This is a genomic window from Paenibacillus antri (genome assembly GCF_005765165.1).
Taxonomy (GTDB): Bacteria; Bacillota; Bacilli; order Paenibacillales; family YIM-B00363; genus Paenibacillus_AE; species Paenibacillus_AE antri.
Map to the genome: position 1 here is coordinate 74,336 of NZ_VCIW01000012.1, position 22,659 is coordinate 96,994.

General features: G+C 62.5%; 20 protein-coding genes and 1 pseudogene. 13 read left to right on the forward strand and 8 right to left on the reverse strand.

Translation table 11 applies throughout. The annotated features are described in order from the left end of the window. Complete coding sequence (locus FE782_RS17720; RefSeq protein WP_138195572.1) at positions 1–363, reverse strand: TfoX/Sxy family protein; 363 nt, start codon at positions 361–363, stop codon at positions 1–3. A 105-nt stretch (positions 364–468) separates the two neighbouring features. On the opposite strand from FE782_RS17720, the gene FE782_RS17725 reads away from it, so the two are divergent. Further along, positions 469–795 (forward strand): ArsR/SmtB family transcription factor, encoded by a 327-nt coding sequence (locus tag FE782_RS17725; protein WP_138195573.1) that lies wholly within the window; start codon positions 469–471, stop codon positions 793–795. Next, on the forward strand, positions 776–1,231 hold the full coding sequence (locus FE782_RS17730) for an SRPBCC family protein (RefSeq protein ID WP_138195574.1): 456 nt from the start codon (positions 776–778) through the stop codon (positions 1,229–1,231). The genes FE782_RS17725 and FE782_RS17730 overlap by 20 nt, the downstream gene beginning before the upstream one ends. A 59-nt stretch (positions 1,232–1,290) precedes the next feature. On the opposite strand, the gene FE782_RS17735 is transcribed toward FE782_RS17730, so the two are convergent. Further along, positions 1,291–1,632, reverse strand: a complete 342-nt coding sequence (locus FE782_RS17735) for a DUF1801 domain-containing protein (protein WP_138195575.1) — start codon at positions 1,630–1,632, stop codon at positions 1,291–1,293. Positions 1,633–1,830: 198 nt separating this feature from the next. Between FE782_RS17735 and FE782_RS17740 the strand changes: the two genes are divergently transcribed. The 6 genes from FE782_RS17740 (at position 1,831) to FE782_RS17765 (ending at position 7,490) form a co-directional block, all read left to right on the forward strand. Further along, a complete protein-coding gene (locus FE782_RS17740) occupies positions 1,831–2,553 on the forward strand; it encodes an SDR family NAD(P)-dependent oxidoreductase (RefSeq protein ID WP_138195576.1) in 723 nt (240 codons plus the stop codon). A gap of 170 nt (positions 2,554–2,723) precedes the next feature. Further along, positions 2,724–3,458 carry an RNA polymerase sigma factor gene (locus FE782_RS17745; protein ID WP_138195577.1) on the forward strand — a complete coding sequence of 245 codons (735 nt, stop codon included), beginning with the start codon at positions 2,724–2,726 and terminating at the stop codon, positions 3,456–3,458. A gap of 83 nt (positions 3,459–3,541) precedes the next feature. Next, positions 3,542–3,937, forward strand: coding sequence for a VOC family protein (locus FE782_RS17750; RefSeq protein ID WP_138195578.1), 396 nt, complete (start codon positions 3,542–3,544; stop codon positions 3,935–3,937). Next, a complete protein-coding gene (locus FE782_RS17755; RefSeq protein WP_138195579.1) occupies positions 3,930–4,727 on the forward strand; it encodes a VOC family protein in 798 nt (265 codons plus the stop codon). Before FE782_RS17750 ends, FE782_RS17755 begins: the two co-directional genes overlap by 8 nt. Next, positions 4,711–6,015 carry a GyrI-like domain-containing protein gene (locus tag FE782_RS17760; protein ID WP_138195580.1) on the forward strand — a complete coding sequence of 435 codons (1,305 nt, stop codon included), beginning with the start codon at positions 4,711–4,713 and terminating at the stop codon, positions 6,013–6,015. The genes FE782_RS17755 and FE782_RS17760 overlap by 17 nt, the downstream gene beginning before the upstream one ends. Continuing rightward, a complete protein-coding gene (locus FE782_RS17765) occupies positions 6,012–7,490 on the forward strand; it encodes a GyrI-like domain-containing protein (protein WP_138195581.1) in 1,479 nt (492 codons plus the stop codon). Before FE782_RS17760 ends, FE782_RS17765 begins: the two co-directional genes overlap by 4 nt. A 16-nt stretch (positions 7,491–7,506) precedes the next feature. Here FE782_RS17765 and FE782_RS17770 read toward each other — a convergent pair whose 3' ends face one another. Further along, on the reverse strand, positions 7,507–8,229 hold the full coding sequence (locus FE782_RS17770; RefSeq protein ID WP_238392542.1) for a spermidine synthase: 723 nt from the start codon (positions 8,227–8,229) through the stop codon (positions 7,507–7,509). Positions 8,230–8,466: 237 nt separating this feature from the next. On the opposite strand from FE782_RS17770, the gene FE782_RS17775 reads away from it, so the two are divergent. Together FE782_RS17775 and FE782_RS33330 are read left to right on the forward strand one after the other, a co-directional pair. Then, positions 8,467–8,799, forward strand: a complete 333-nt coding sequence (locus FE782_RS17775) for an ArsR/SmtB family transcription factor (RefSeq protein ID WP_138195583.1) — start codon at positions 8,467–8,469, stop codon at positions 8,797–8,799. 139 nt (positions 8,800–8,938) lie between these two features. Then, positions 8,939–9,019, forward strand: a pseudogene (locus FE782_RS33330) (hypothetical protein); the annotation flags it as partial. Here FE782_RS33330 and FE782_RS17780 read toward each other — a convergent pair. Then, entirely contained in the window at positions 9,011–10,207 is a 1,197-nt protein-coding gene (locus tag FE782_RS17780) for an MFS transporter (protein WP_138195584.1), read from the reverse strand. The pseudogene FE782_RS33330 and the gene FE782_RS17780 overlap by 9 nt on opposite strands. A 265-nt stretch (positions 10,208–10,472) precedes the next feature. Beyond that, positions 10,473–11,003, reverse strand: coding sequence for a C40 family peptidase (locus FE782_RS17785; RefSeq protein WP_138195585.1), 531 nt, complete (start codon positions 11,001–11,003; stop codon positions 10,473–10,475). Between the two features lie 307 nt (positions 11,004–11,310). Here FE782_RS17785 and FE782_RS17790 point away from each other — a divergent pair, with 307 nt between their 5' ends. Together FE782_RS17790 and FE782_RS17795 are read left to right on the forward strand one after the other, a co-directional pair. Beyond that, the gene (locus FE782_RS17790) at positions 11,311–11,664 is read left to right on the forward strand and encodes a phasin-related domain-containing protein (protein WP_202914552.1); all 354 of its coding nucleotides are present in this window, start codon (positions 11,311–11,313) and stop codon (positions 11,662–11,664) included. Positions 11,665–11,706: 42 nt separating this feature from the next. Continuing rightward, positions 11,707–13,386: an ABC1 kinase family protein gene (locus FE782_RS17795; RefSeq protein ID WP_238392543.1), complete on the forward strand. Its 1,680-nt coding sequence runs from the start codon at positions 11,707–11,709 to the stop codon at positions 13,384–13,386. On the opposite strand, the gene FE782_RS17800 is transcribed toward FE782_RS17795, so the two are convergent. Next, complete coding sequence (locus tag FE782_RS17800; RefSeq protein ID WP_158299439.1) at positions 13,383–14,219, reverse strand: helix-turn-helix domain-containing protein; 837 nt, start codon at positions 14,217–14,219, stop codon at positions 13,383–13,385. The two genes, FE782_RS17795 and FE782_RS17800, sit on opposite strands and share 4 nt — an antisense overlap. A 193-nt stretch (positions 14,220–14,412) precedes the next feature. Between FE782_RS17800 and FE782_RS17805 the strand changes: the two genes are divergently transcribed. Further along, positions 14,413–15,480 (forward strand): Gfo/Idh/MocA family protein, encoded by a 1,068-nt coding sequence (locus FE782_RS17805; RefSeq protein WP_138195587.1) that lies wholly within the window; start codon positions 14,413–14,415, stop codon positions 15,478–15,480. A gap of 74 nt (positions 15,481–15,554) precedes the next feature. Here FE782_RS17805 and FE782_RS17810 read toward each other — a convergent pair whose 3' ends face one another. Both FE782_RS17810 and gltB read right to left on the reverse strand, forming a co-directional pair. Continuing rightward, the gene (locus tag FE782_RS17810; RefSeq protein WP_138195588.1) at positions 15,555–17,039 is read right to left on the reverse strand and encodes a glutamate synthase subunit beta; all 1,485 of its coding nucleotides are present in this window, start codon (positions 17,037–17,039) and stop codon (positions 15,555–15,557) included. Positions 17,040–17,063: 24 nt separating this feature from the next. Beyond that, the gene (gene gltB, locus FE782_RS17815) at positions 17,064–21,707 is read right to left on the reverse strand and encodes a glutamate synthase large subunit (RefSeq protein ID WP_138195589.1); all 4,644 of its coding nucleotides are present in this window, start codon (positions 21,705–21,707) and stop codon (positions 17,064–17,066) included. Positions 21,708–22,659: the final 952 nt, after the last annotated feature.

Below are 22,659 nucleotides of genomic sequence, written 5' to 3' on the forward strand. Positions count from 1 at the left end.
TTAGTTCCCCTTCTTCTTCCCCGGAAGCTTCTCGGGCAGCGTCTCCGCCCAAGCGAGCGATTCCGCGATCAGCGCCTCGACCTTCTCCGGTTGTTCCCGCCAAGACGCCGGGAGCGCGACATATTCCTTCAACGCTCGGCCCGGCATCGGGGAGAACTCCTCGGCCCCGGCCTCCAGCGCCTGCTGCCGCCGCGGCTCCGGAAGCCGGACGAACACATTGTCTCCATATAACCCCATAAACATATTTCCCTTAAGAAAGCCCCCTAACGCGCCGAACATCGGCTTGATCGTCACGCGCGTATCGAGCGGCGCGACCGATGCGAAGAAGGCTTTGGATTCCTCGGTAAGCTTCGATTTCGTCATGGGAATGACTCCTTTCCTCTATACAGGTCAGAATATAACAGGAGAGGACAAGATGCAATCATTATTTAAGTTGACACTTAATTAAGTGAGTGCTAAATTAATGGCATGATCGAAAAAGCCATTCACGCGATCGCGGAGCCTAGGCGCAGGGACATCTTATCCCTCGTCCGCGACGGGGAACTTCCCTCCAGCGCCATCGCCGCGCGCTTCGACATTTCGGCGCCGGCCGTCTCGCAGCACCTCAAGATTCTTGAAGAAGCCGGCCTCGTCGTCGTTCGGCGGGCCGGCACGAAACGCTACTACGGCATAAGGAGGGAAGGGTTCGAAGAATTGAAACATTATATCGACGGCTTCTGGGAGGACAGCTTGCTGCGCTTGAAGGAAGCCGCGGAAGAAGAAGAGAGGAAAATACATGAATCCGATAAGCGATAGCGTCGAGACGATTACGAAGGAAATTTTCATCGAATGTCGGCCGGAGACGTTGTTCTCGTTTTTTACCGATCCGGACAAGCTGGCGCGTTGGATGGGACGCCACGTCCTGTTGGAGCCGAGCATCGGGGGCAAGTACCGCATCGACATCAACGGGAGCGACGTCGCGATGGGCGAGTACAAAGAGTTGGTGCCGAACGAGAAAATCGTGATGACTTGGGGCTGGGAGAAGTCGAAGCTGGTGCCCCCGGGATCGAGCACGGTGGAGTTTCGGCTGACGCCGAAGGAGGGCGGCACCTTGCTGCAATTGACGCATACGCTGCCGGAAGCGGAAATCGCGTCCCACGTTCAGGGCTGGACGCACTATATGTCTCGGCTTCGATCGTTGGCCGAGGGGCAAGACCCCGGCGTCGACCCTTGGTCCGAGCGCACGATGTGAGCTAAGACAACGAACCCTTCGCCGCACGGAGCGATCCGCTCGCGGGAAGGGTTCTTTGCTTAGAGTCCGGCCGACGCTTGCGCGAGCAGCTTAGACAACATGTCGTAATCCGGGGATTGGCCTTCGCGGATCTTGAGCCACTTCCGTTCCGGGGGGCCTTCGAATTGCTTGGCGGGCAGGTCGAGCTCGGCTGCGTTGAAAATCATGAAGCTGACGGCGTCCTTCGACGGCGTAATGACCGCGGCGTACTTCCCGTTTTTCAAATAATGAGGCTTCTTGTATTGCATGCGTTCTTCCACGTCGGCGACGGTCTCGAACACCATCGCGCGGAGGCGGCGGCACACTTCGACTTGCCACGGCGCGGCGAGACTGTCGATAAAGGCGGTAACTTCTGCGTTCATAAGTAACGGACGACTCCTTTCGATATGGGGGATTTTTCCTTGTCTATAGATATACCACGACAGGAATATTCCTGTAAAGGAATACTTATGCAATTGCCTTGAACCGAACCCCTCCTTCGAGCAGGGAAGCGGGCCGCGACCGGCGAACTAAAGGGAGTGGGAACGACTCCAATCGATTCGGAAGCGGAGGACGACAGGATGAACGAGAAGCGCATCTGCATCACGGGAACGGACCGGGGCGTCGGGTTGGCGTTAACGAGGCTGTATTTGGAACGCGGGGATACGGTGTTCGCCGGCGGCATCGTCAAGGAGAACGAGGCGATCGCGGAGCTTCGCGACCGGTATCCGGGACGGCTGCATGATTTCTACGTCGATATCGGCGACGATCGCAGCGTGAAGGAGGCGGCGGCGTTCGTCGGATCGCGGACCGATCGGCTGGACCTGCTGCTGAACAACGCGGCCGTCCTGGGCGACACGACGAAGACGATTCGGGACGACATCGACTTCGACGAAGTGCAGCGCAATTACAATATTACGGCCGTCGGGGCGATTCGGATGACGAACGCGCTCCTCGAGCCGGTCATGAACGGCGGCAAGCTGATCGCGAATATCTCCTCCGAGGCGGGCAGCATCGCGCAGAGCTACCGGGACGCGTGGTTCGGCTATTGCATGGCGAAGGCGGCGCTGAACATGGGCTCGACGATCGTGCACAACGGCATTCGCAAGGACGGCGGACGCGTGATGCTGTTTCACCCGGGCTGGGTGAAATCGATGATGAGCGGCACGTTCACCGCGGAAGCGACGTATACGCCGGAGGAGAGCGCCGCGAACATCGTTCGGCGAATCGACGAGCGGGGACACGAGATTCACGAACTGCCGTTGTACTTGGAAGCGGACACGGGGAGAACGCTGCCCTGGTAGCGCATGAGAATCCTATATGGAAAAGGACGCAAGCCGACCGGACGACCCGGTCGGCTTGTTTGCGCTCGAAAAATATTTTTCCTCGGCCGGCAGGAATCGCGGGACAGAAAGGCGAATATACATTCGCATAAAACGAAAATATTTCCAAATCATAGAGGGTGTTCCGTCACATGACGACTTCGATCCCCGAATCGCCCGGGGAGCATAACGCGCTCGCCTTGTTAGCCCGGATCGGTCCCGAGCTGCGCGCATACTGCCGATCGTTATGCGGCGACGATTGGGAGGCCGACGATCTGGCGCAGGAAGCGACCTTGAAGACGATCGACCGGTGGAGAGCGGAGCCGGCTCGACCGTTGACCAAGGCCTACGTCTATCGCGCGGCCCGCAACGTATGGATCGATCGCTGCCGCAGCCGCGCCCGCCGGCCGGCCGTGCCGCTGGAGACGCTGGGGCGGGAGCCCGCCGCGGCGGAAGCGCCGGACCCGGCGGCGACGCGGGAGCTGTTGGAGCGGCTGATGCGGTTGCTGCCGCCGAAGCCGTTCGTCGCGCTGCTGCTGTGCGACGTCTTCGGCTGGACCGCCGGCGAGGCGGGCGCGCGCATCGACATGGCCGAAGGCGCCGTCCAAGCGACGTTATCCCGGGCGCGCCGGCGGCTTCGGGAGCTCGCGGACCTCGGCGGAAGCGAGCGGCCGCCGCCGGAAGCCGGCGCCGCCGGCGCGTCCGCCGGCCTGCTCGAGGCGGCGGCCGAAGCGTTCCGCCGGCACGATCCGCATCTGATTTACGACGCTTACCTCCGCATTCGCGAAAGCGGTTCCCGGATGACGGACGTTCGCGTTCGGGAAGGCCGGTTGTACTTCGCGATTCGAGACCGAGACGGCATCTCGGTCATGATCGGCTGCGACTGAATCGGGAGGTACGGAACTTTTTTATGCGGGGTTGTATGGTTTCGGGGTTCGGCGTCGTTATATGAGTCGGAGGTGGATATTCGATGCTTCAATCGTTGGAACACGTTCAAATTCCGGTGCGGCGCATGGATCGGGCGATCGACTGGTACGTCGAGCGGCTGGGGTTTCGGCTGCAGGGACGAGACGGCGACCGGATCGCGTTCCTGACGCTGCCCGAAGGGCCGATGCTCATGCTCTGGGAGACGGAGGACGAGACGGCGGCCAAGTTCGCGGTGAACGGAGTCGACTTCCCGGTGCTGCTGTACCGGACGGATCGCATTCGCGAGCTGCGCGATCGGCTCGAGGCGTGCGGCGCGCCGATTCAAGCGTACCGGGACGAAGGCATGTTTTGGGTGCTGAAGTGGTACGATCCTGAAGGCAACTTATGGGGCGCGCTGCAGATGAATCCGAGTCGGGAGGAGGCGTCGCTCGATGTTTGATCGGATCGATCGCGTCATTCTGCCCGTTCGCGATGCGTCGAAGTCGGCCGAACGGTACGAGCGGGAGTTCGAGTTTCGCGTCGCGAGAAGAGGAAGCCGGGAGATCGACCTGCAGGTGCATCGGGGCGAGACGCTGCTGACGCTGACGGAGCCCGAACCCGGCGAGCCGTTCCGCCCCTTGCCCTCGCTGCACCCGGAGGGACATGTGCCGTGCTTTAACTTCTACACCCATTGGGAAGACTTGCACCGAGATTGGCTCGGCGGGCGGGGGCTGCCGACGACGGACGTCATGCGAACGCCGCACATGAACGTCTGCGAGATGACCGACGGAGACGGGAACGCGGTCGGCATTTGCCACGAGAAGGCGTCCTCGCTGTATTTCACGCCTCCGGAAGGCCCGTTGGCTCCGATGTTCCACCGGGTGCTGGCGGCGTTCCTGCCGGTGCGGGACTTGGAGGCGTCCGTTCGCTGGTATACCGAAGCGCTCGGCTTCTCGCTGTTCAACCATTGGGGGGACGGGGCAGATCTGAAGGTCGGCGCCGGCGAGACGATCGTCACGATGATCCGCATGGACGAGCCGACGTTCCGGCGCGCGCGGGAGGGCGTGCGCGACCGTCCGTACTTTTCGCTTCGGACGGCGAGAATTCACGAGGCGTACCGCGCGATGGCCGCCATAGGGGCGACCGCGGACCGCTGCGCGGAGCAAGACGGCGTATCCCGCTTTCACGCGAGGTCGCCGGAAGGAATCATGATCCGAATATCGGAGAAGGAGCGTGTTCGCATTGGGTAACGCCGTCGGGGTATTGGAAGCGAAGATCGTATGGAAGGACGCATTCACGGTCGTAGGAGAGAAAATTCGGTTCGATCCCTCGCGAGGGATGCCGCCTTCCGGGAACGACATCGCGAAGCTGTGGCCGCGGTTCAACGAGCGGGTGCCGGAAATCGGACATGTCGTCGGCGGCGCCTACGGGCTGTGCGTCTTCGACGCCGACGGCGTGCCGGGCGCGCCGTTCGATTACATCGCGGGCGTCGGCGTATCCCGGGCGGATCGGGTGCCGGAAGGGATGACGGCGCACACGGTGTCGGGCGGGCTGTACTGCGTCGTCACCCGGCAAGGCGTCATCGACGAGCTCGGCGCGACGTTCGACTATTTCTGGAAGGAATGGCTGCCGAACTCCGGTTACGTCTACGGCGGCGGCGTGGAGTACGAATATTACGACGAACGGTATCGAGGGAACGACGATCCGGCCTCGGTCATGGACATCTGGTTCCCGATCCGGCCCGCGAAGGAAGCCCCCTTGGAAAATCGCGTCGCCAGCGTCTTCATTCACGTGACCGATTTGCGCCGAGCCGCGGACTGGTACAGCCGCCTGCTCGGACTTCCCGTTCTCGAAGAACGGCTGAACGGCGGTCCGGTGTATTGGTTCGATCTCGGCGATACGGGGCTCGTCCTCGACAGCGACGCGTACCATCGGCAAGACCCGAGCTGGCGGGAGTCGATGATGCCGCGCATCATGTTCCCGGCGAAGGACATCGACGAGGCGTACAGGTACGTGAAGGAGCGGGGGACGCCGTTCTTCGAGCCGGAGCGGCACGGGACGATGGCGTACTTCAACTTCGCCGATCCGGAGGGCAACGCGCAGATGGTTTGCTGGACCGCGGCAGCGGAGGCCGCGCCGGCTTCGGCGTCGGGCGGCCCGATCCGGCCGCGCATCGGCGGCGCCTTCGTCGACGTGAAGGATATGCGGGCGACGGCTCGTTGGTATGCCGAGCTGCTAGGGGTCCCGTTCGACGAAAGCCAGGCGGGTTCGACGATCTATTCGATGCCCGTCACGCGCGGCGCGGCCTTGCTGTTGGACGGGAACCGCCATGCGAACGGCGAGTCGTTCACGGAAATTTGCTATTTCGAGACGGACGATTTCGAAGCGGCGCTCGCCTATGCGCGGGAGCAAGGCTTCGAGCCGGCGGGCGAGCCCGCGCGCTTCCCCGACCTGAGCGAGTTCGCGCTGCTCGACCCGGACGGCAATCGCATCGTTATCGCGCATATGAAGGGGACGGGAACGGAGGAGAGCGCATGAACGTCGAGATCGTAACGAGACCCGAGCTGAAGGCGGCCGCGATCCGGGTGCCGCGCGACGGAACCCGCGTGCGGCAAGCGTGGAAGGAGCTCGAGACGCTGTTGAGCGGCCATCCCGCCTTGACGGATCGAGCGAACGGGTACGTGTTTATTCCGGAGTGGCAGTGGGCGACGGAGGTTACGACGCTTTGGGTAGGCGTGGCGGTCGCCTCGTTCGACGGGCTGCCAAGCGGCTTGGAGACGTTGACGATTCCAGAGAAGACGTTCGCGAGAGTTCGCGTGCAAGGCGACGCGGCGATGATGCATGCGACGTACGCAGCCCTCGGGGAGTGGTTCCGAACGGGACCGTACGAGCGGGACGTCGAGGAAGGCTCGTTCGGCTACGAACGGAATCGGCTCGAGCCGGTCAATCCGTTCCATATTCCGGCGAACGTCATCGATACGTTCGATTACGATATTTACGCGCCGATGAAGGGGCTCAAGAAGGACGGACATCCCGGCTTCCCCGGCGTGATCGGCGCGGAGGTGCGCAAAGGGCCGGACCGCCGGATCGTCGGGCTGGAGATGTCCGTCGTCGATCAGAAGCGGATGCGGCCGGAGGTCGAGATCCCACGCTTCTGGCAGCGCGTCATGCCTCGGCTGGGCGAAATCCGCGATCGCAAGCGACCCTACGCGACGATCGGGTTGTTCGAATACGAGCCGCCGTTCGGACCCGGGCAGGACTTCCGATATTTGGCGGGCGCGGAGATCGAGCTCGATTCCGAAGCGCCGCTGCCGGAAGGCATGACGGAGCGGACGATCCCGGCCGGCGAGTTCCTGGCCGTGACGTACCGCGGCAAGGCGGACGGCTTCGGGAGGGCGTGGGATTTCTTCCACGGGTATTGGTTCCCCCAGCAGACGGCTTACGACGCGATCGACGAGTTCGAGTACGAACGGCATGACGAGAGATTTCTCGGGACGGATCGGGAGGAGTCGGTGTTCGAGCTTCATTTCCCGTTGCGTCCGAGAACTCGGGATTCGCGGCTGACGGAGAAGATCGTGGTCGACGAGAAGGGCGGACACGCGCTGCAAGATTTGCGCGGCGAGAACGTGCGGATGGTCAGCTTCCAAGGGGCGTCCCTGCACGGCATCGACATGCGGGAGGCGAAGCTGCGCCACGTCAACTTCGTAGGATCCGAATGGGAGCATATTTATTTCGCCGACGTGCGCATCAACATGACCCAAATGGGCGGCACCGTATTCGAGAACATCCGCCGTCCGGACGCGGCGGCGAGCCGCCTCGACGCGGAGCCGGGCACCGACGGCTGGGTGAACGTCGAGCCGGTGACGTTCCGCGACAGCGATCTGAGCGAAGCGCGCTTCGAGAACTGCGATCTGCGGGACGTCTCTCTGGACGGCTGCCGGATCGAAGGGATGCGCATCGACGGCATCCCGGTCGACGCGCTGCTGGCGGCTTATCGTTCGAAGCAAGGCTGATCGCGGCGCTTGCACGTTAGAGACGGTCGACCTCGACGAAGCCGGCCATCCGCCGCGCCTGATACCGAATCGGCGACGAGCCGCCGACGAGAATCGCGTTGCGTTGGTCCGCCGCGTTCGCGGACGGGAGCACGAACGCTTTCGCGTAGGCGAATTCGGCGCGGAGCGCCGCGAATACGGACGACGTTCGGAGGTCCCGTTCCCCGCGCACGGTCACGTTGAACAACGCCGCGCCGCGGTCGTCGAGCTTCTCCCGCGCGAGCCGGAAGAAGTCCGCGTCGACGAGCCGATCCGGCACGCCGTCTTCGGTGAAGGCGTCCACGACGACGAAGTCGAGCGACTGCGGCGCCTCGCGCTCCAAGAGGAGCCGCCCGTCGCCGATGACCGGCGGTACGCCGCGATATCCGAAGTGCGACGCGCTCAGCTCGGCCACGTCCGCGTCCAGCTCCGCGATGCGAAGCCGCTTGCCCTGCAAGCGGCCGGGCATTGTCCCGACGCCGTGACCGATCAGGAAGACGTCCTCGAACGTCGGATCCGTACACTCCATCACGTGCAGCATCGCCCGCGGATACTCCAGCACGAATCGATCGGGATCGGACAGATCGATCGCCCCTTGCACGGCCGCCTCCGAGAACGCCAACACCCGAAACCTTCCCCGCTCGCCGTATAATTCCGTCGTCTCGTAGACGGTTAGGGATTGATCGGGGGATGTCCTTTTCCAAATCACATTCACATTCACTACTCGAAGCCTCCAGCGCAACCGATATGGACTCCTTACCAAGGAGAGCGTCACCCTAGAAGGTAGGTCTAAACAAGAACATATATACCATGACGGATCAGGGCAGACAAGCATGAACGCGGAACGACCGCTGGCGATATTGGGGTCGAACGAGCGATAATCGCCCTCCTTAATCATGTACGCCGCGATCCTAAATATTCCTTGACAAGAATATTCCGAGAGGGATATATTATGGTCATGAACAACACATGGAGCGCTCTTGCCGAGCCGAATCGATTGCACATTGTCGAACTGTTGGGTAGCGGTCCCCTCTCCGTGGGGGAGATCGCGGATCGACTGGGGCTGCGGCAGCCGCAAGTATCGAAGCATCTCCGGGTTCTTGCCGATGCCGGCATCGTCGAGGCGCGAGCGGTCGCCAACCGGAGGATGTACAGCCTGCGGCTCGAACCGTTCCAGGCGCTGGACGCGTGGCTGAAGACGTTCCGTCACGTGACGAACCAGCGGCTCGATCATCTGGAGAGATACTTGCGTGTGCTGCAAGGCATGGATGCGACGCGCGAAGACGAATGACGATTCCACGCGAAGGGAAGGAAGGCGAGACGCACGACGCGTTCGAGAAGCTGTCCGCGGGCGGAGCATTCTATTTCGAAACTATGTAAACAACCAGGATCAGTCGCGGGATTTCTTTACGGAGAAGCTGGGGTTTCAGGTGATCGACGAGGTCGTCATCGAGGAAACCGGCAAAAAAGGCGGGCAGGGATCGAGTCCCTGCCCGCCCCTTCTATTTAGCGGCGAAACGTACGCTTTCTTGAATGCGCCTGGAAGCCGGCACGAAGTAAAGCAGGAACGCGGCGCAGAGGACGGCGATGAAGCCGTACCCGCCGAAGACGTCCCAACGGGCGGAGCACCAGCCGAAGCCGAGGCCGACGGCCGTCGCGACCCCGTTCCCGGCCAACGATTGGAACGAGTCGATCGTCGCCCGCATCGTTCCGTCGATCCGATGATGCAGATAGCCGGTCGCGAGCGGGTTGACGACGCCGGAGGCGAAGCAGACGGCCAGCAGCGCCGCCGCGCCGGCGAGTCCGGGAGCGGCCGCGACGAAGCCGAGGCCGAGGGCGAACGCCGCTACGATGGCGGCGAGCAGCGCGCGGGTAGGGATGCGGCGCCGCAGCGAGTCGGCGAGCAGGCTGCCCGGCAGCTGAAGCGCTAGCAGCGCCGCCGAGAACGGGCCGAACCACGCGAGCGGCACCTCGAATCGGTCGAGGTATAGCTGCCAGAACTCGTCGACATAGTCGAACGAGGCGCCGACGACCATCGCGGCGACGAGTACGAGCCGCACGTCGCCGCGGCTTCGGAAGAAGCGCCATGCTTCCGCGACGTACCGGCGAATCGGGATCGCTTCGTCCTTCTCCTCCGCCGAGACGGGCGGCTCGACGAGCGTCAGCGCGAAGCCGAGGCCGGCGACGGCTCCGATCAAGGACAACCAATAATTGAGCTCGAGGTCGAATCGGCCGGCGAGCCATCCGCCGCTCAGCGCGGCGAGAATGGCCGCGCCGAAGTCGATGCCGTTCAGCCGCCCGAGCTTCTGCTCGAAGAGCTGTTCCCGGCCGTGGCGGCGCAACGAATCGTACAACAGCGCGTTCTCCGAGCCGCTGCTCGCGGCGGAGGCGATGCCGGCCAAGACGACCACCGCCGCGAAGTGCCAGAACGTCTGCGCATACAGCAAAATCAAAAATTCCGCGCATCCGAGCGCGGCTGCGGACACGATCAGCTTCTTCCGTCCGAACCGGTCCGCCAGAATCCCGGTAGGCACCTCCAACAGAACGATCGTGACGGCGTACAAAATTTCGGTGTAAACGACATGCTCGATCGTCATGCCGCGTTGTTCCCAGAACAGCCGCTCGATGACGTAAGCGGGGATCAGGCTCTGAAAGAAGCGCGCCCCGTACAGCTTCCATACGTTGTTCATTGCGTTCATGCGGTTGCGTATGCTCCCTTCGTAACCTTCGTGTCGCGGTAAGCTAACGAACGGGTACGACGGCGGCGGACGCGGCCTGCGGTGAACGACGGCGGATTAACAAGGAGGTCTGGCGAGCGTCATGTCGGGTTCGACTCCCTTCCGGCAAGGATGTTTCATTATGTATTTCCATCGTACGGTACCGCGCCGCTAAGATCAAATCCGAAATGCACGCGCTTCCAAAAAAACCTCGACTCCAAGTAGAGTCGAGGTTTCGACGTGCCTTCTATCGGATCGCGCTTCCGCCGAAGAGGAAACGGTGCTCCCAATGCGTACCGTCGATCTTGCTGACCGTTACGCCCTCGTCCTCCGAGAACGTGTGCAACACTTTGCCGTCTCCCATGTAGATGCCGACGTGCGTGATCCGCTTGTCGTCTTTGTCAAGATCTCGGTAATCGTCCGCGTCCGAGCCGCGGTACGACATGAAGAACATTAAGTCGCCCTTCTTGAGATTTTGCCAGCGCTTCGTCGTCTCTCCGACTTTCTTCACGAATTCCGCTTGCCCTCTAGAGTCGCTAGGCAAGGTAATCCGCGCCCCTTCTCGGAACGCTTGCCGCGTGAAGTCCGAGCAATCGAACGTCCGCGTGTTGCTGCGGCTCGAGCCGAATTCGTAAGGGGTTCCAAGATAATCGAGGCCATTGTTGATTACGGATTTCGCTACGGCCGGGGACGCATCCGCCTCGCTCGGCAACAAGGGAAGAGCACCTAGAGCGATGGCTGCGGCAGCGACAATAGTAAGCGCTTTCTTCATTTTCATGGGTACTTCCTCCTTAGGGTTGAAGTGTGCCGGCGAGAGCTGGAGCGTTGCATGCAAGACATTGATCTATAAGATCGAAAATCGCGAATCCCGATTCGCGATTCATTGGCAGCTTCCTCGCAATACTTCTGATCTATCATTTTCGTATAGAAGTTTCGGCTACATCCCTACAGTAACAAAAAGGTTGCAGTCTCGTAAGAGAGAGTTGGAGGAAACGTAGGAAGCATTCGCCAACGGCGGAGGAAGACATGATTTCGGGAAAAGGGGGCAGTCTAAGAAAAAATACGGACGAAAGGACGGGTTCCGCATGATGAACGATCTGTTAAAGAGAGCGATTTCCCTAGGCGTCGGCATTACGGTGACGAGCAAGGAACGAATCGAAAAATACGTGGACGACCTCGTCCGAACGGGCGACGTCGGTCCATCGGAATCGAAGGAGCTCGTCGCGCGTCTCGTCCAGCGGGGCGAGGAGCAGCAAGCCGAGCTGAAGCGGGTCGTGAAGGATCAGCTGCACAGCATGCTCGCGGAGCTGCGGGTGGCGACGAAGGAGGATGTGGAGCGGCTGGAACGCCGGTTGTCCACGATGGAAGCGAAGCTTCCGCCGGAGGCGACGCCTGACGCGACGGAGACGGCCGCGCCGCCGGCACCGCCTGCGCCATAGGGCGTACGGGCAAGATAAGCGTCGGAACGAGAGGGTGGCGGCATGTTGATCGGCAGGCAAATTCGCCATATGAACCGGTACCGGGAAATCGCGGCGGCGCTCATTCGCCACGGCTTCGGCTTCATCGTGGAAGGAACGGAGCTGTTCCACGCGCTGTCGCTTCCGGCCCGGCTGTTTCGCGGGGTCCGGGAGGTCGAACGCAAGTCGGTCGGCGAGCGGCTGCGGTATGTCATTCAAGAGCTGGGTCCGACGTTCGTGAAGCTCGGGCAGATCGCCAGCACGCGGTCGGATATGCTGCCGGGGGATATCGTGGCGGAGCTGTCGAAGCTGCAGGATCAAGTCGAGCCTTTCCCGTACGCGGTCGTCGAGGAGATCGTCGCTTCGGAGCTGGGCGGCCGAATCGCGGACCTCTTCGCTTCGTTCGACCCGCATCCGATCGCCGCGGCGTCGATCGGCCAAGTGCACATCGGCACGCTTCGTACGGGGGAACGGGTCGCCGTGAAAATCCAGCGTCCCGGCATCGCCCCGGCGATACGCACCGACTTGGAAATCTTGCGCAACCTCGCGGCGATCGCGGAAGCTCGGTTCGAATGGGCGAGACGGTACCAGCTGCAGGGCATGATCGCCGAGCTCAGCCGCGCGCTGCTGCAGGAGCTCGATTATCAGATCGAAGGCCGGAATACGGATCAGATCGCAAGGCAGTTCAAGGGAGATCCGAAAGTGCGCGTGCCGGTCATTCACTGGAAGCAGACGTCCAAGCGCGTGCTCGTTATGGAATATTTGGAGGGCGTCAAGGTAAGCGAGAGGGATCGGCTCGTTCGGGAAGGGGTGAATCGGAAGGGGACGGCGGAGCGCATCTTGAACGCGCTGTTTCGCCAGATGTTCGTCGAAGGCTTCTTCCACGCGGACCCGCATCCGGGCAATCTGCTCGCCATGCCTGACGGCTCGATCGCGTTCATCGACTTCGGCATGGTCGGACGGATGACGGAGAGCATGAAGGAAAGCTTCTCGGATCTGATCATCGCGCTGATGCGACAGAGCACCGAGGGCATTCTCAAGGCGGTGCTCCGCATGGGGCTGGTCTCGGACGACGTCCCGATGGACGAGCTGCGCCGGGACGTCGAGGATTTGCGGACCAAATATTACGGCGTCCCGTTCAGCGAGATGAGCCTCGGGGAAGCGGTGAACGATCTGCTTGATACGGCCCGCCGGCACAATATCCGGATTCCGACGGATTTCCTGCTGCTCGGCAAGGCGCTGCTTACGGTGGAGGGCGTCGTCGTCGCGCTCGATCCCGACATCAGCATCGTCAGCCTCGCCGAGCCGTTCGGGCTGCGGCTGCTGCGGGAGCGCCTCCGTCCGAAGCGGCTCGCCGCCGCCGCGTGGCGGGATGCGTCCGAATACGGCGACCTGCTCGCGAAGCTGCCGAAGCAGGCGAACGAGCTGATGAACGTGGTGAAGAACGGGCAGGCGCGGCTCGAAATCAGCGTACCGGAACTGGACGTCTTCCTGCGTAAGCTCGACCGCATCAGCAATCGTCTTTCGTTCAGCGTCGTCATGCTGGCGATCAGCATCGTGATGGCCGGACTGATCGTCGGATCGTCGCTCAGCCGGCAGCCGGGACTGCTTCTTAATGTGCCCGCGATCATTATCGGCTTCGGCATCGCGATGGCGATGCTGGCGTGGCTGCTGTTCGCCATATTTAAGTCGGGGCGGTTTTAGAGCCGGTCGGATCCCGTTCGCGCGAGCGACAACGCCCGGTACGCGCTCGGCGGAACGTGGAAACGGGCGCGGAACGCCCGGCAGAAATACGGGTAGCTGCGGAAGCCCGACGCTTCCGCGATCGCCTCGAGCGGGAGATCGCTCAACAGAATGCGTTCGGAGGCGGCGGCGAGCCGTACCTCCAGCGCGTACTTCATAATCGACTGTCCGAAGGTACGCTTGAACAAATGAGACGCGGTCGAGACGCTCACGCCGTGGCGCTTCGCGATCGAAGCGAGCGTCAGCGGCTCCGTGGCATGCCGTTCGAGGTACCGCTTGATCTGGTAAGGTACGTAAGCGGCATCGCCCGAAGCGCCGATCCGCCGGTTCCGGACGGCGCGCTCCAGCGTAAGGCACAACGCCTTCAGCAGCGCTTCCGTCAGCTCCTCGTTATCGTCGCGCAAATTGCGCTTCTCGTAGACGAGCCGCCGCCAGAGCGACAAGATTTCTTCGCTCGCTTCGATGCGCGACTTGGAGGGGAAGTCGGTTCGCGCCAGCCATGCGTCGATCCAAGGTCCGTCGCAGACCAAGTAGAAATCCGCGCTGTCGATGCGCTTCTCCCCGTTCTCGTCCGGACCCGCGTCGATCTCGAGCCGATACGAGTCGCCCGGCTTCGAGACGATCAGGTCCCCGGGCTCGATCGAATGCTTCGTGCCGCATAATACGGCCGAACACGTCCCCGTCACCTGCAGCCGAAGCAGCAGATGGGGTTGTTTTTGGATTCCCTGGCTGTAGAACGGCTTCGCATGCCGCGAGTAGCCGAGCGCGATCGTACGCGCGCCGACGACGTCCATAGCGGCGGCCTCCTTTGCTCCAACATCTCCTTTCATCATAACAATTGCAAGATCGGTCAACAATCGGCGAATCGGACATTCTCTTCGGCAAGCGCTCTTATTTATACTTGGGTCTAGCGGGGACAGGAAGAACGCAAGGCGTAACCCAGGCGTTCTTCGCGAAAATAAGTCAAACGAAAGAGGGATCGATCACATGAGCGGCAAGTTGCGGTTGGGCGTCGTAGGCGCGGGAGGCATCTTTAAAGCGGTACATCAGAAAGCATGGATGGAGCATCCGGAAGTCGAAGTCGTCGCGGTATGCGACATCAATCTGGAGCGGGCGCGGCAGGTCGCGGCAAGCATGGGCGTCGAAGCGGCTTACGCGGATTATCGGGAGCTGCTGAAGCGGGACGATATCGATATGATCGATATTTGCACGCCGAATTTGTTCCACTCCGAAATCGCGATCGCCGCGCTGCAGGCCGGGAAGCATGTGTTCTGCGAAAAGCCGGACGCCGTCAACCCCGAAGAAGCGCAGAAGATGGCCGACGCGGCCGCGGCGAGCGGCAAGCTGCTCATGGTCATGCGGAACAATCGGTTCAATCCGTCGTCGCAGTTCTTGAAGCGGTTCATCGACGAGGGGCTGATGGGCGAAATCTACACGGGACGCTGCGGCTGGGTGCGACGCAGGGGCATTCCGGGCAAGGGCGGCTGGTTTACGACGAAGGAGCTGTCGGGCGGCGGTCCGCTGATCGACCTCGGCGTGCACTTCATCGACGTCGCGATGTGGCTGATGAACAACCCGAAGCCGGTGGCGGTTACCGGGGCGACGTATACGAAGTTCGCGAACGACGACATTTCCGATTCCGTGCACAGCTCGTTCGGCGAGAAGAAGGACGACGGCACGTTCGACGTCGAGGATCTCGCGATCGGCTTCATCCGATTCGAGAACGGCGCGTCGCTGCAGATCGAATTCAGCTGGGCGTCGAACGTCGGGGAAGAGATGAACTTCGTCGAGCTGCGCGGCACGAAGTCGGGCGCGAGCCTGAAGAACGGCAGGCTGCAGATTTTCTCGGAAGCGGCCGGCCAGCTGACGGACACGGTGCCGGTCATCAAGGGCGCCGAGCACGTGCAGCCGCATGCGGAGCATATCAAGCATTTCGTCGATTGCTTGATGGGGCGCGCGGAGCCGATCATTCGTCCGGAGCACGGGGTCGACATGATCAAGATTTTGTCCGCGATTTACGAGTCGGCCGAGACGGGACGCGAAGTACGGTTATAGTATAGAAAAAGCTGCTCCGGACGCCGATGGCGCGGAGCAGCTTTTTTTCGGTTTGCGCCTATCGCTGGCTGGCTTTACGGCAGCTGCGTAGAGCCCATCAGCCAACGGTCGCACTCGCGCGCGGCCTCGCGGCCTTCGTTGATCGCCCAGACGACGAGGCTCTGGCCGCGGCGCATGTCGCCGGCGGCGAACACGCCTTCGACGTTCGTCGCGTACGCGCCGTACGCCGCCTTGGCGTTCGAACGCTCGTCGCGCTCGACGCCGAGCTGCTCGAGCACGGTCGGCTCCGGGCCGAGGAAGCCCATCGCGAGCAGCACGAGATCGGCCGGGTACACCTTCTCGCTGCCCGGTACCTCGACGGGAACGAAGCGGCCGGCGTCGTCCTTTTTCCACTCGATCTGCACGGTGTGAAGCTCCTTCACATGGCCGTTCTCGTCGCCGACGAACTTCTTGGTGTTGATCAGGTACCGGCGCGGGTCGTCGCCGAACGCGGCGGCGGCTTCCTCCTGCCCGTAGTCCATCTTGTACACCTTCGGCCATTCCGGCCACGGATTGTTCGCGGCGCGCTTCTCGGGCGGCCTCGGCATAATCTCGAATTGCGTGACGCTCTTCGCGCCGTGGCGCATCGACGTGCCGACGCAGTCGGTGCCGGTGTCGCCGCCGCCGATGACGATGACGTGCTTGCCCTCGGCGGACAGGAAGGCGCCGTCGGCGTGCTCCGAATCGAGCAGGCTCTTCGTATTTTTGTGCAAAAACTCCATCGCGAGATGGACGCCCTTCAGTTCGCGCCCCTCGATGCCGAGATCGCGCGCCTTCGTCGCGCCGCCGCACAGGACGATCGCGTCGTACTCCTCGCGCAGCCGCGACGCGGGCACGTCCTTGCCGATCTCGCAGCCCGTTACGAACGTAATTCCTTCCGCCTTCATCAGGTCGATCCGGCGCTGGACGTATTTCTTATCCAGCTTCATGTTCGGGATGCCGTACATGAGCAGGCCGCCGGGGCGATCGGCGCGCTCGTATACGGTTACCGTATGACCGGCTTTGTTCAGCTGCGCGGCGCAGGCGAGGCCGGACGGGCCGGAGCCGACGACGGCGACCTTCTTGCCGGTGCGCGTCTCCGGCGGCTGCGGGGTAATCCAGCCTTCGGCGAAGCCGCGTTCGACGATCGCCTTCTCGATCGACTTAATGGCGACCGGCGCATCGTTCAATCCGACCGTGCATGAACCTTCGCACGGAGCGGGACAGACGCGGCCCGTGAATTCCGGGAAGTTGTTCGTCCGGTGGAGCCGGTCCAGCGCCTCGCGCCATCGGCCCCGGTAGACGAGATCGTTCCATTCCGGGATCAGGTTGTTGACCGGACAGCCCGCGGCCATGCCGGCGATCAGCTTGCCGGTGTGGCAGAACGGGATGCCGCAATCCATGCATCGCGCCCCTTGATCGCGGAGCTTCTCCTCCTGCATCGGCGCGGCGAACTCGCGAAAGTGAGAGATGCGAAGGAGCGGCGCTTCCTCCGTCGCCGTTTCGCGGCGGTATTCCATAAATCCTGTCGGTTTGCCCATGAATCTCGTTCCTCCTCCCCTGGATTAGTTGCCGCCGACGCGGGAGACGTCGCGCATATTTTCTTCGAACGCCGCAAGGATCGCCTTGTCGTTCGCGAGACCCGCCTTCTTGCCTCGTTCGATCGCCTCGAACATCCGCTTGTAGTCCTTCGGGATGATCTTCACGAAGTCGAGCACGGCTTCCTCCCAGCGATCTAGGATGCGCCGGCCGACGTCGCTGTCGGTGAACTTCACGTGATTGCGGATCATCGTCTTCACTTCGTTCACTTCGTAGTGCTCTTCGATCTTCTCGAACAGCACCATCTCCGCGTTGACGCGGCTCCGGAGCGCGCCTTGCGGGTCGTACACGTAAGCGATGCCGCCCGACATACCCGCCGCGAAGTTGCGGCCCGTGGGGCCGAGCACGACGACGCGTCCGCCGGTCATATATTCGCAGCCGTGATCGCCGACGCCCTCGACGACGGCCTGCACGCCGCTGTTGCGCACGGCGAACCGTTCGCCGGCGATGCCGCGGATGTACGCTTCGCCGCTCGTCGCGCCATAGAAAGCTACGTTGCCGATGATGATGTTATCTTCGGGAACGAACGCCGCCTTTTCCGGAGGAAACACGACGATCTTGCCGCCGGACAGTCCCTTGCCGACATAATCGTTCGCGTCGCCCTCGAGCGACAGCGTCACGCCCCTCGGCACGAAGGCGCCGAAGCTCTGACCCGCGGAGCCGTCGAAATGGATGCGGATCGTGTCGTGCGGCAGCCCCTCGGCGCCGTACCGCCGCGTCACTTCGCTGCCGAGAATCGTGCCGACGACGCGGTTCGTGTTGCGGATCGGCAGCACCGCGTGGACGTTCTCCTTGCGTTCGAGCGCAGGCTCGCAAATTTCGAGCAGCTTGACGACGTCGATGGAGCGATCCAGCCCGTGGTCCTGCTTGACGGAGCAGAAGCGCCCCACGGTGTCCGGCACGTCGGGCCGGTGGAGAAGAGGCGTCAGGTCAACGCCGCGCGCCTTCCAGTGCGCGATCGCCTGCTTCGGCTCAAGCACGTCGGTACGGCCGACCATCTCTTCGATCGTACGGAAGCCGAGCGAGGCCATCAATTCTCGCGTATCCTCCGCGATGAACTTCATCAGGTTGACGACGTGCTCCGGGTCGCCGGCGAATTTGGCGCGAAGCTCCGGATTTTGCGTCGCGACGCCGACCGGGCACGTGTCGAGATGGCACACGCGCATCATGACGCACCCGAGCGCGATGAGCGGCGTCGTGGCGAAGCCGAATTCTTCGGCGCCGAGCAGGGCGGCGACGACGACGTCGCGGCCGGTCATCAGCTTGCCGTCCGTCTCGACCGTGATGCGGCTGCGCAGGTCGTTCAGCACGAGCGTCTGGTGCGTCTCCGCGAGACCGAGCTCCCACGGCAGGCCGGCGTGCCGGATACTCGTCTGCGGCGAGGCGCCCGTGCCGCCTTCGTAGCCGCTGATCAGCACGACGTCGGCTTTGCCCTTGGCGACGCCGGCGGCGATCGTGCCGACGCCGACCTCGGAGACGAGCTTCACGCTGATGCGCGCCCGCGGGTTGGCGTTCTTCAGGTCGTGAATGAGCTCGGCGAGATCCTCGATCGAATAGATGTCATGGTGCGGCGGCGGGGAGATGAGGCCGACGCCCGGCGTCACGCCGCGCACCTCTGCGACCCACGGGTACACCTTGCTGCCCGGCAGCTGCCCGCCCTCGCCGGGCTTCGCGCCCTGCGCCATCTTGATCTGAATCTCGTCGGCGTTCACCAGGTAATTGCTTGTGACGCCGAAACGGCCCGAGGCGACCTGCTTGATCGCGCTGCGGCGAAGATCGCCGTTCGCGTCGGGCAAGAACCGGTTCGGATGCTCGCCGCCTTCGCCGGTGTTGCTCTTGCCGCCGATGCGGTTCATCGCGATCGCGAGCGTCTCGTGCGCCTCCTGACTGATGGAGCCGTACGACATGGCGCCCGTCTTGAACCGCTTGAAAATCGCCTCCGCCGGCTCGACCTCCTCGATCGGCACCGGCTGCCGACCGCTCCTGAATTGCAGCAGGCCGCGAAGGTGGAACTGCTTCTCGCTGTCGCGCGCGATCCATTTCGCGAATTGCTTATACGTCTGGTAGTTGCCGGTGCGCACGGCGGATTGGAGAGCGTGGATCGTCTCCGGGCTGTACAGATGCTCTTCGCCGTCCTTGCGCCATTGCAGGTCGCCGCCGGGGTCGAGGGTGGCATCGCCTCCGTGCCGCTTCGAGAACGCTCGATCATGCCGCAGCAGCGTCTCCTTCGCGACTTCCTCGATGCCGATGCCTTCGATGCGGGACGTCGTCCACGTGAAATACTTTTCCACGAATGCCGCGTTCAGGCCGATCGCTTCGAAAATTTGCGCGCCCCGATAGCTTTGGATCGTCGAGATGCCCATCTTGGCGAGCACCTTCACGACGCCCTTGGTGGCGGCTTTCACGTAGTTGTATTCGGCTTTCGCCCGGTCGACGCCCTTCAATTGCCCTTCCTCGATCATGCCGCCTAGCGTCTCGAACGCGAGGTACGGATTGATCGCCTCCGCGCCGAAGCCGAGCAGCACCGCGAAATGATGCACCTCCCGCGGCTCTCCCGACTCCAACACGAGACTGACGCGCGTGCGCGTCCCTCGGCGGATGAGGTGATGATGCGTCCCCGCCACGGCGAGCAGCGCGGGGATCGGCGCAAGGTCCGCGCTCACGCCGCGGTCGGACAGCAGAATGAGATTGGCGCCCGCGGCGATCTCTCGGTCGACGGCCGCGAACAGCGTCTCCATCGCGCGCTCGAGCCCCTCGGCGCCGCTCGCGGCGGGAAACAGGATCGGCACGGTGGACGAGCGGAACCCTTCGCGCCGGATGTAGCGCAGCTTCGCCAACTCGACGTTCGTCAGGAACGGCGTCTTCAGACGAATGTGTCGGCAGCTCTCCGGCTCCGGCGCGATCAGATTGCGCTCCGGTCCGAGCGTCGTGCCCTGCGCCGTAATGATCTCCTCGAAGTTCGCGTCGATCGGCGGGTTCGTCACCTGCGCGAACAGCTGCTTGAAATAGTGGTAGAGCAGCTGCGGCCGCTCCGACAGGACGGCGAGCGGCGCGTCGTAGCCCATCGAGCCGATCGGGTCGATGCCGTGCGTCGCCATCGGCTCCAGAAACTTGCGCAGCGTCTCGAAGCTGTAGCCGAACGCCTGCTGGCGCCGGCGCAGCTCGGCGACCGCCGCCCCCGGCGGTTCGAGCGTCGCGACCCCCGCCGCGGATTCCCGCGCCGCCTCCGTAGGCGTCTCCGGCAAATCCTCCAGGCTGATCAAGTGCAAATCGAGCCAAGCCTGGTACGGCTTCTCGTTTACGATGCGCGCCTTGATCTCCTCGTCCGAGACGATGCGGCCTTCCGTCGTGTCCACGAGCAGCATGCGTCCCGGCTGAAGCCGCGACTTCGCGGCGATCCGCTCGGGCGGCAGCGGCAGGACGCCGACCTCCGACGCGAGCACGATCAGATCGTCCGTGGTGACGTAGTAGCGGGAGGGGCGGAGGCCGTTGCGGTCGAGCACGGCGCCGATCATCCGTCCGTCGGTGAACGCGATCGCGGCGGGGCCGTCCCACGGTTCCATCAAGCAGCTATGGTATTCGTAGAAGGCTTTCTTTTCCGGGCTCATCGATTCATGCTTCGACCAGGGCTCCGGAATCATCATCATCGCCGCATGCGGCAGCGACCGTCCGGAGAGCATGAGAAACTCGAGCACGTTATCGAAAATTTGCGAATCGGAGCCGTCCGTATCGACGATCGGGAGAATCTTGCGGATATCGTCGCCGAACAGTTCGGACGCGAGCAGCGATTCGCGCGCGCGCATCCAGTTGATATTGCCTCGAAGCGTGTTGATTTCGCCGTTGTGGATTAAGTAGCGGTACGGGTGGGCCCGTTCCCAGCTCGGGAACGTATTCGTGCTGAATCGCGAGTGGACGAGCGCCAGCGCGCTCTCGCAGGAAGGATCTTGCAGTTCAAGGTAATAGGCGTCTACCTGTTCGGGCGTCAGCATGCCCTTGTACACGATGGTGCGGCTCGAGAAGCTCGAGAAATAGCGGGGTTCTTGCGCTGCGACCGTCTCCAACGCCCGTTCGGCGCGCTTGCGGATGACGAACAGCTTCCGTTCGAACGCGAGGTCGTCGCCGCCGCCGGGACCGGAGCTGGAGCATGCGACGAACAGCTGCCGGACGACGGGCTCCGCCGCCTTCGCGCGGTCGCCGAGCGTTCCGTTATCGACCGGCACGGTGCGCCAGCCGAGGACGATCTGGCCTTCTTCGCGAACGATGTCTTCGACGAGGCGCTCGCATTCCGCGCGCGTCGCGGCGTCCTTCGGCAGGAACGTCATGCCGACGCCGTACGTTCCGGGAGAGGGGAGCTCGAAGCCGAGGCCGAGACACGCTTTCACAAAATAACGGTGAGGGATTTGGAGCAAGATGCCGGCTCCGTCCCCCGTGTTCGTTTCGCTGCCTTGGCCGCCTCGATGGTCGAGGTTGCAGAGCACGCTTAGCGCCTGCCGGACGATCTCGTGGGAGGGAGCGCCCTTGATGTTCGCTACGAAACCGATACCGCACGCGTCATGCTCGTTGCGAGGGTCGTAGAGCCCCTGTTTTGGGGGTAGCCTGTGATCCTTCATCGATGCCAACCTTTCTTCACTGGTTTCGGTGGGTGGATGCGAGTCTCGGCATGTTGTCTATGTACATATATATAGAAGAATTGAGGAAATATGGCTTCCGGCGAAAAGGACGTCCCACCCGTACGCTCTCCTGCCGGGAAAACACGAAAGTACGGAAAATTGAAGCGCTTACAATGTAAGAAAATGTAACGGTAAAATATAGTCACGATTCTATCACTCGTTTTGCGATCGCACAATACTGAAATTTGAGAAAATGGCGAAATTTCTGACAAGTCGTGTCAGAGTTTCCTCCCCGCCGAACCAGACTCTCTCTTTGTGCCGCTTGTCCTCGTTTTCCCTTGAGTCAGCTAACAGTACCGTAGAATGCTCGCACCGCCGCCGCCCGTTTTCTTTTTGTGCCGCTTGTCCTCGATTTCCCTTGGATCAGCTAACAGTACCGTAGAATGCTCGCACCGCCGCCGCCCGTTCTCTCTTTCCGCCGCTTGTCCTCGATTTCCCTTGGATCAGCTAACAGTACCGTAGAGTGCTCACACCGTCGCCGCCCGTTTTCTTTTTGTGCTGCTTGTCCTCGATTTCCCTTGGATCAGCTGACAGTACCGTAGAGTGCACACACCGCCGCCGCCCGTTCTCTCTTTCCGCCGCTTGTCCTCGATTTCCCTTGAGTCAGCTAACAGTACCGTAGAATGCTCGCACCGCCGCCACCCGTTCTCTCTTTCCGCCGCTTGTCCTCGATTTCCCTTGGATCAGCCGGCCGCAGCTGAGCGAAGGGAAGATAAGGAGAAGGGAGCGCGAAAGACTTACCGGAGACCTGGCGCCACCGCCGCACACCTTGTCCATAGCCGGCCGCAGCTGAGCGAAGGGAAGACGAGGAGAGGGGAGCGCGAAAGACTTACCGGAGACCTGGCGCCACCGCCGCACACCTTGTCCATAGCCGGCCGCAGCTGAGCGAAGG

What these genes read in the sequence shown, in the direction of transcription:
- FE782_RS17740 (WP_138195576.1), top strand. Translation starts at nt 1,831, where the DNA reads ATGAACGAGAAGCGCATCTGCATCACGGGAACGGACCGGGGCGTCGGG.
- FE782_RS17720 (WP_138195572.1), bottom strand. Translation starts at nt 363, where the DNA reads ATGACGAAATCGAAGCTTACCGAGGAATCCAAAGCCTTCTTCGCATCG.
- FE782_RS17730 (WP_138195574.1), top strand. Translation starts at nt 776, where the DNA reads ATGAATCCGATAAGCGATAGCGTCGAGACGATTACGAAGGAAATTTTC.
- FE782_RS17765 (WP_138195581.1), top strand. Translation starts at nt 6,012, where the DNA reads ATGAACGTCGAGATCGTAACGAGACCCGAGCTGAAGGCGGCCGCGATC.
- gltB (WP_138195589.1), bottom strand. Translation starts at nt 21,707, where the DNA reads ATGAAGGATCACAGGCTACCCCCAAAACAGGGGCTCTACGACCCTCGC.
- FE782_RS17800 (WP_158299439.1), bottom strand. Translation starts at nt 14,219, where the DNA reads ATGGACGTCGTCGGCGCGCGTACGATCGCGCTCGGCTACTCGCGGCAT.
- FE782_RS17780 (WP_138195584.1), bottom strand. Translation starts at nt 10,207, where the DNA reads ATGAACGCAATGAACAACGTATGGAAGCTGTACGGGGCGCGCTTCTTT.
- FE782_RS17810 (WP_138195588.1), bottom strand. Translation starts at nt 17,039, where the DNA reads ATGGGCAAACCGACAGGATTTATGGAATACCGCCGCGAAACGGCGACG.
- FE782_RS17725 (WP_138195573.1), top strand. Translation starts at nt 469, where the DNA reads ATGATCGAAAAAGCCATTCACGCGATCGCGGAGCCTAGGCGCAGGGAC.
- FE782_RS17790 (WP_202914552.1), top strand. Translation starts at nt 11,311, where the DNA reads ATGATGAACGATCTGTTAAAGAGAGCGATTTCCCTAGGCGTCGGCATT.
- FE782_RS17795 (WP_238392543.1), top strand. Translation starts at nt 11,707, where the DNA reads ATGTTGATCGGCAGGCAAATTCGCCATATGAACCGGTACCGGGAAATC.
- FE782_RS17735 (WP_138195575.1), bottom strand. Translation starts at nt 1,632, where the DNA reads ATGAACGCAGAAGTTACCGCCTTTATCGACAGTCTCGCCGCGCCGTGG.
- FE782_RS17745 (WP_138195577.1), top strand. Translation starts at nt 2,724, where the DNA reads ATGACGACTTCGATCCCCGAATCGCCCGGGGAGCATAACGCGCTCGCC.
- FE782_RS17775 (WP_138195583.1), top strand. Translation starts at nt 8,467, where the DNA reads ATGAACAACACATGGAGCGCTCTTGCCGAGCCGAATCGATTGCACATT.
- FE782_RS17750 (WP_138195578.1), top strand. Translation starts at nt 3,542, where the DNA reads ATGCTTCAATCGTTGGAACACGTTCAAATTCCGGTGCGGCGCATGGAT.
- FE782_RS17805 (WP_138195587.1), top strand. Translation starts at nt 14,413, where the DNA reads ATGAGCGGCAAGTTGCGGTTGGGCGTCGTAGGCGCGGGAGGCATCTTT.
- FE782_RS17755 (WP_138195579.1), top strand. Translation starts at nt 3,930, where the DNA reads ATGTTTGATCGGATCGATCGCGTCATTCTGCCCGTTCGCGATGCGTCG.
- FE782_RS17785 (WP_138195585.1), bottom strand. Translation starts at nt 11,003, where the DNA reads ATGAAAATGAAGAAAGCGCTTACTATTGTCGCTGCCGCAGCCATCGCT.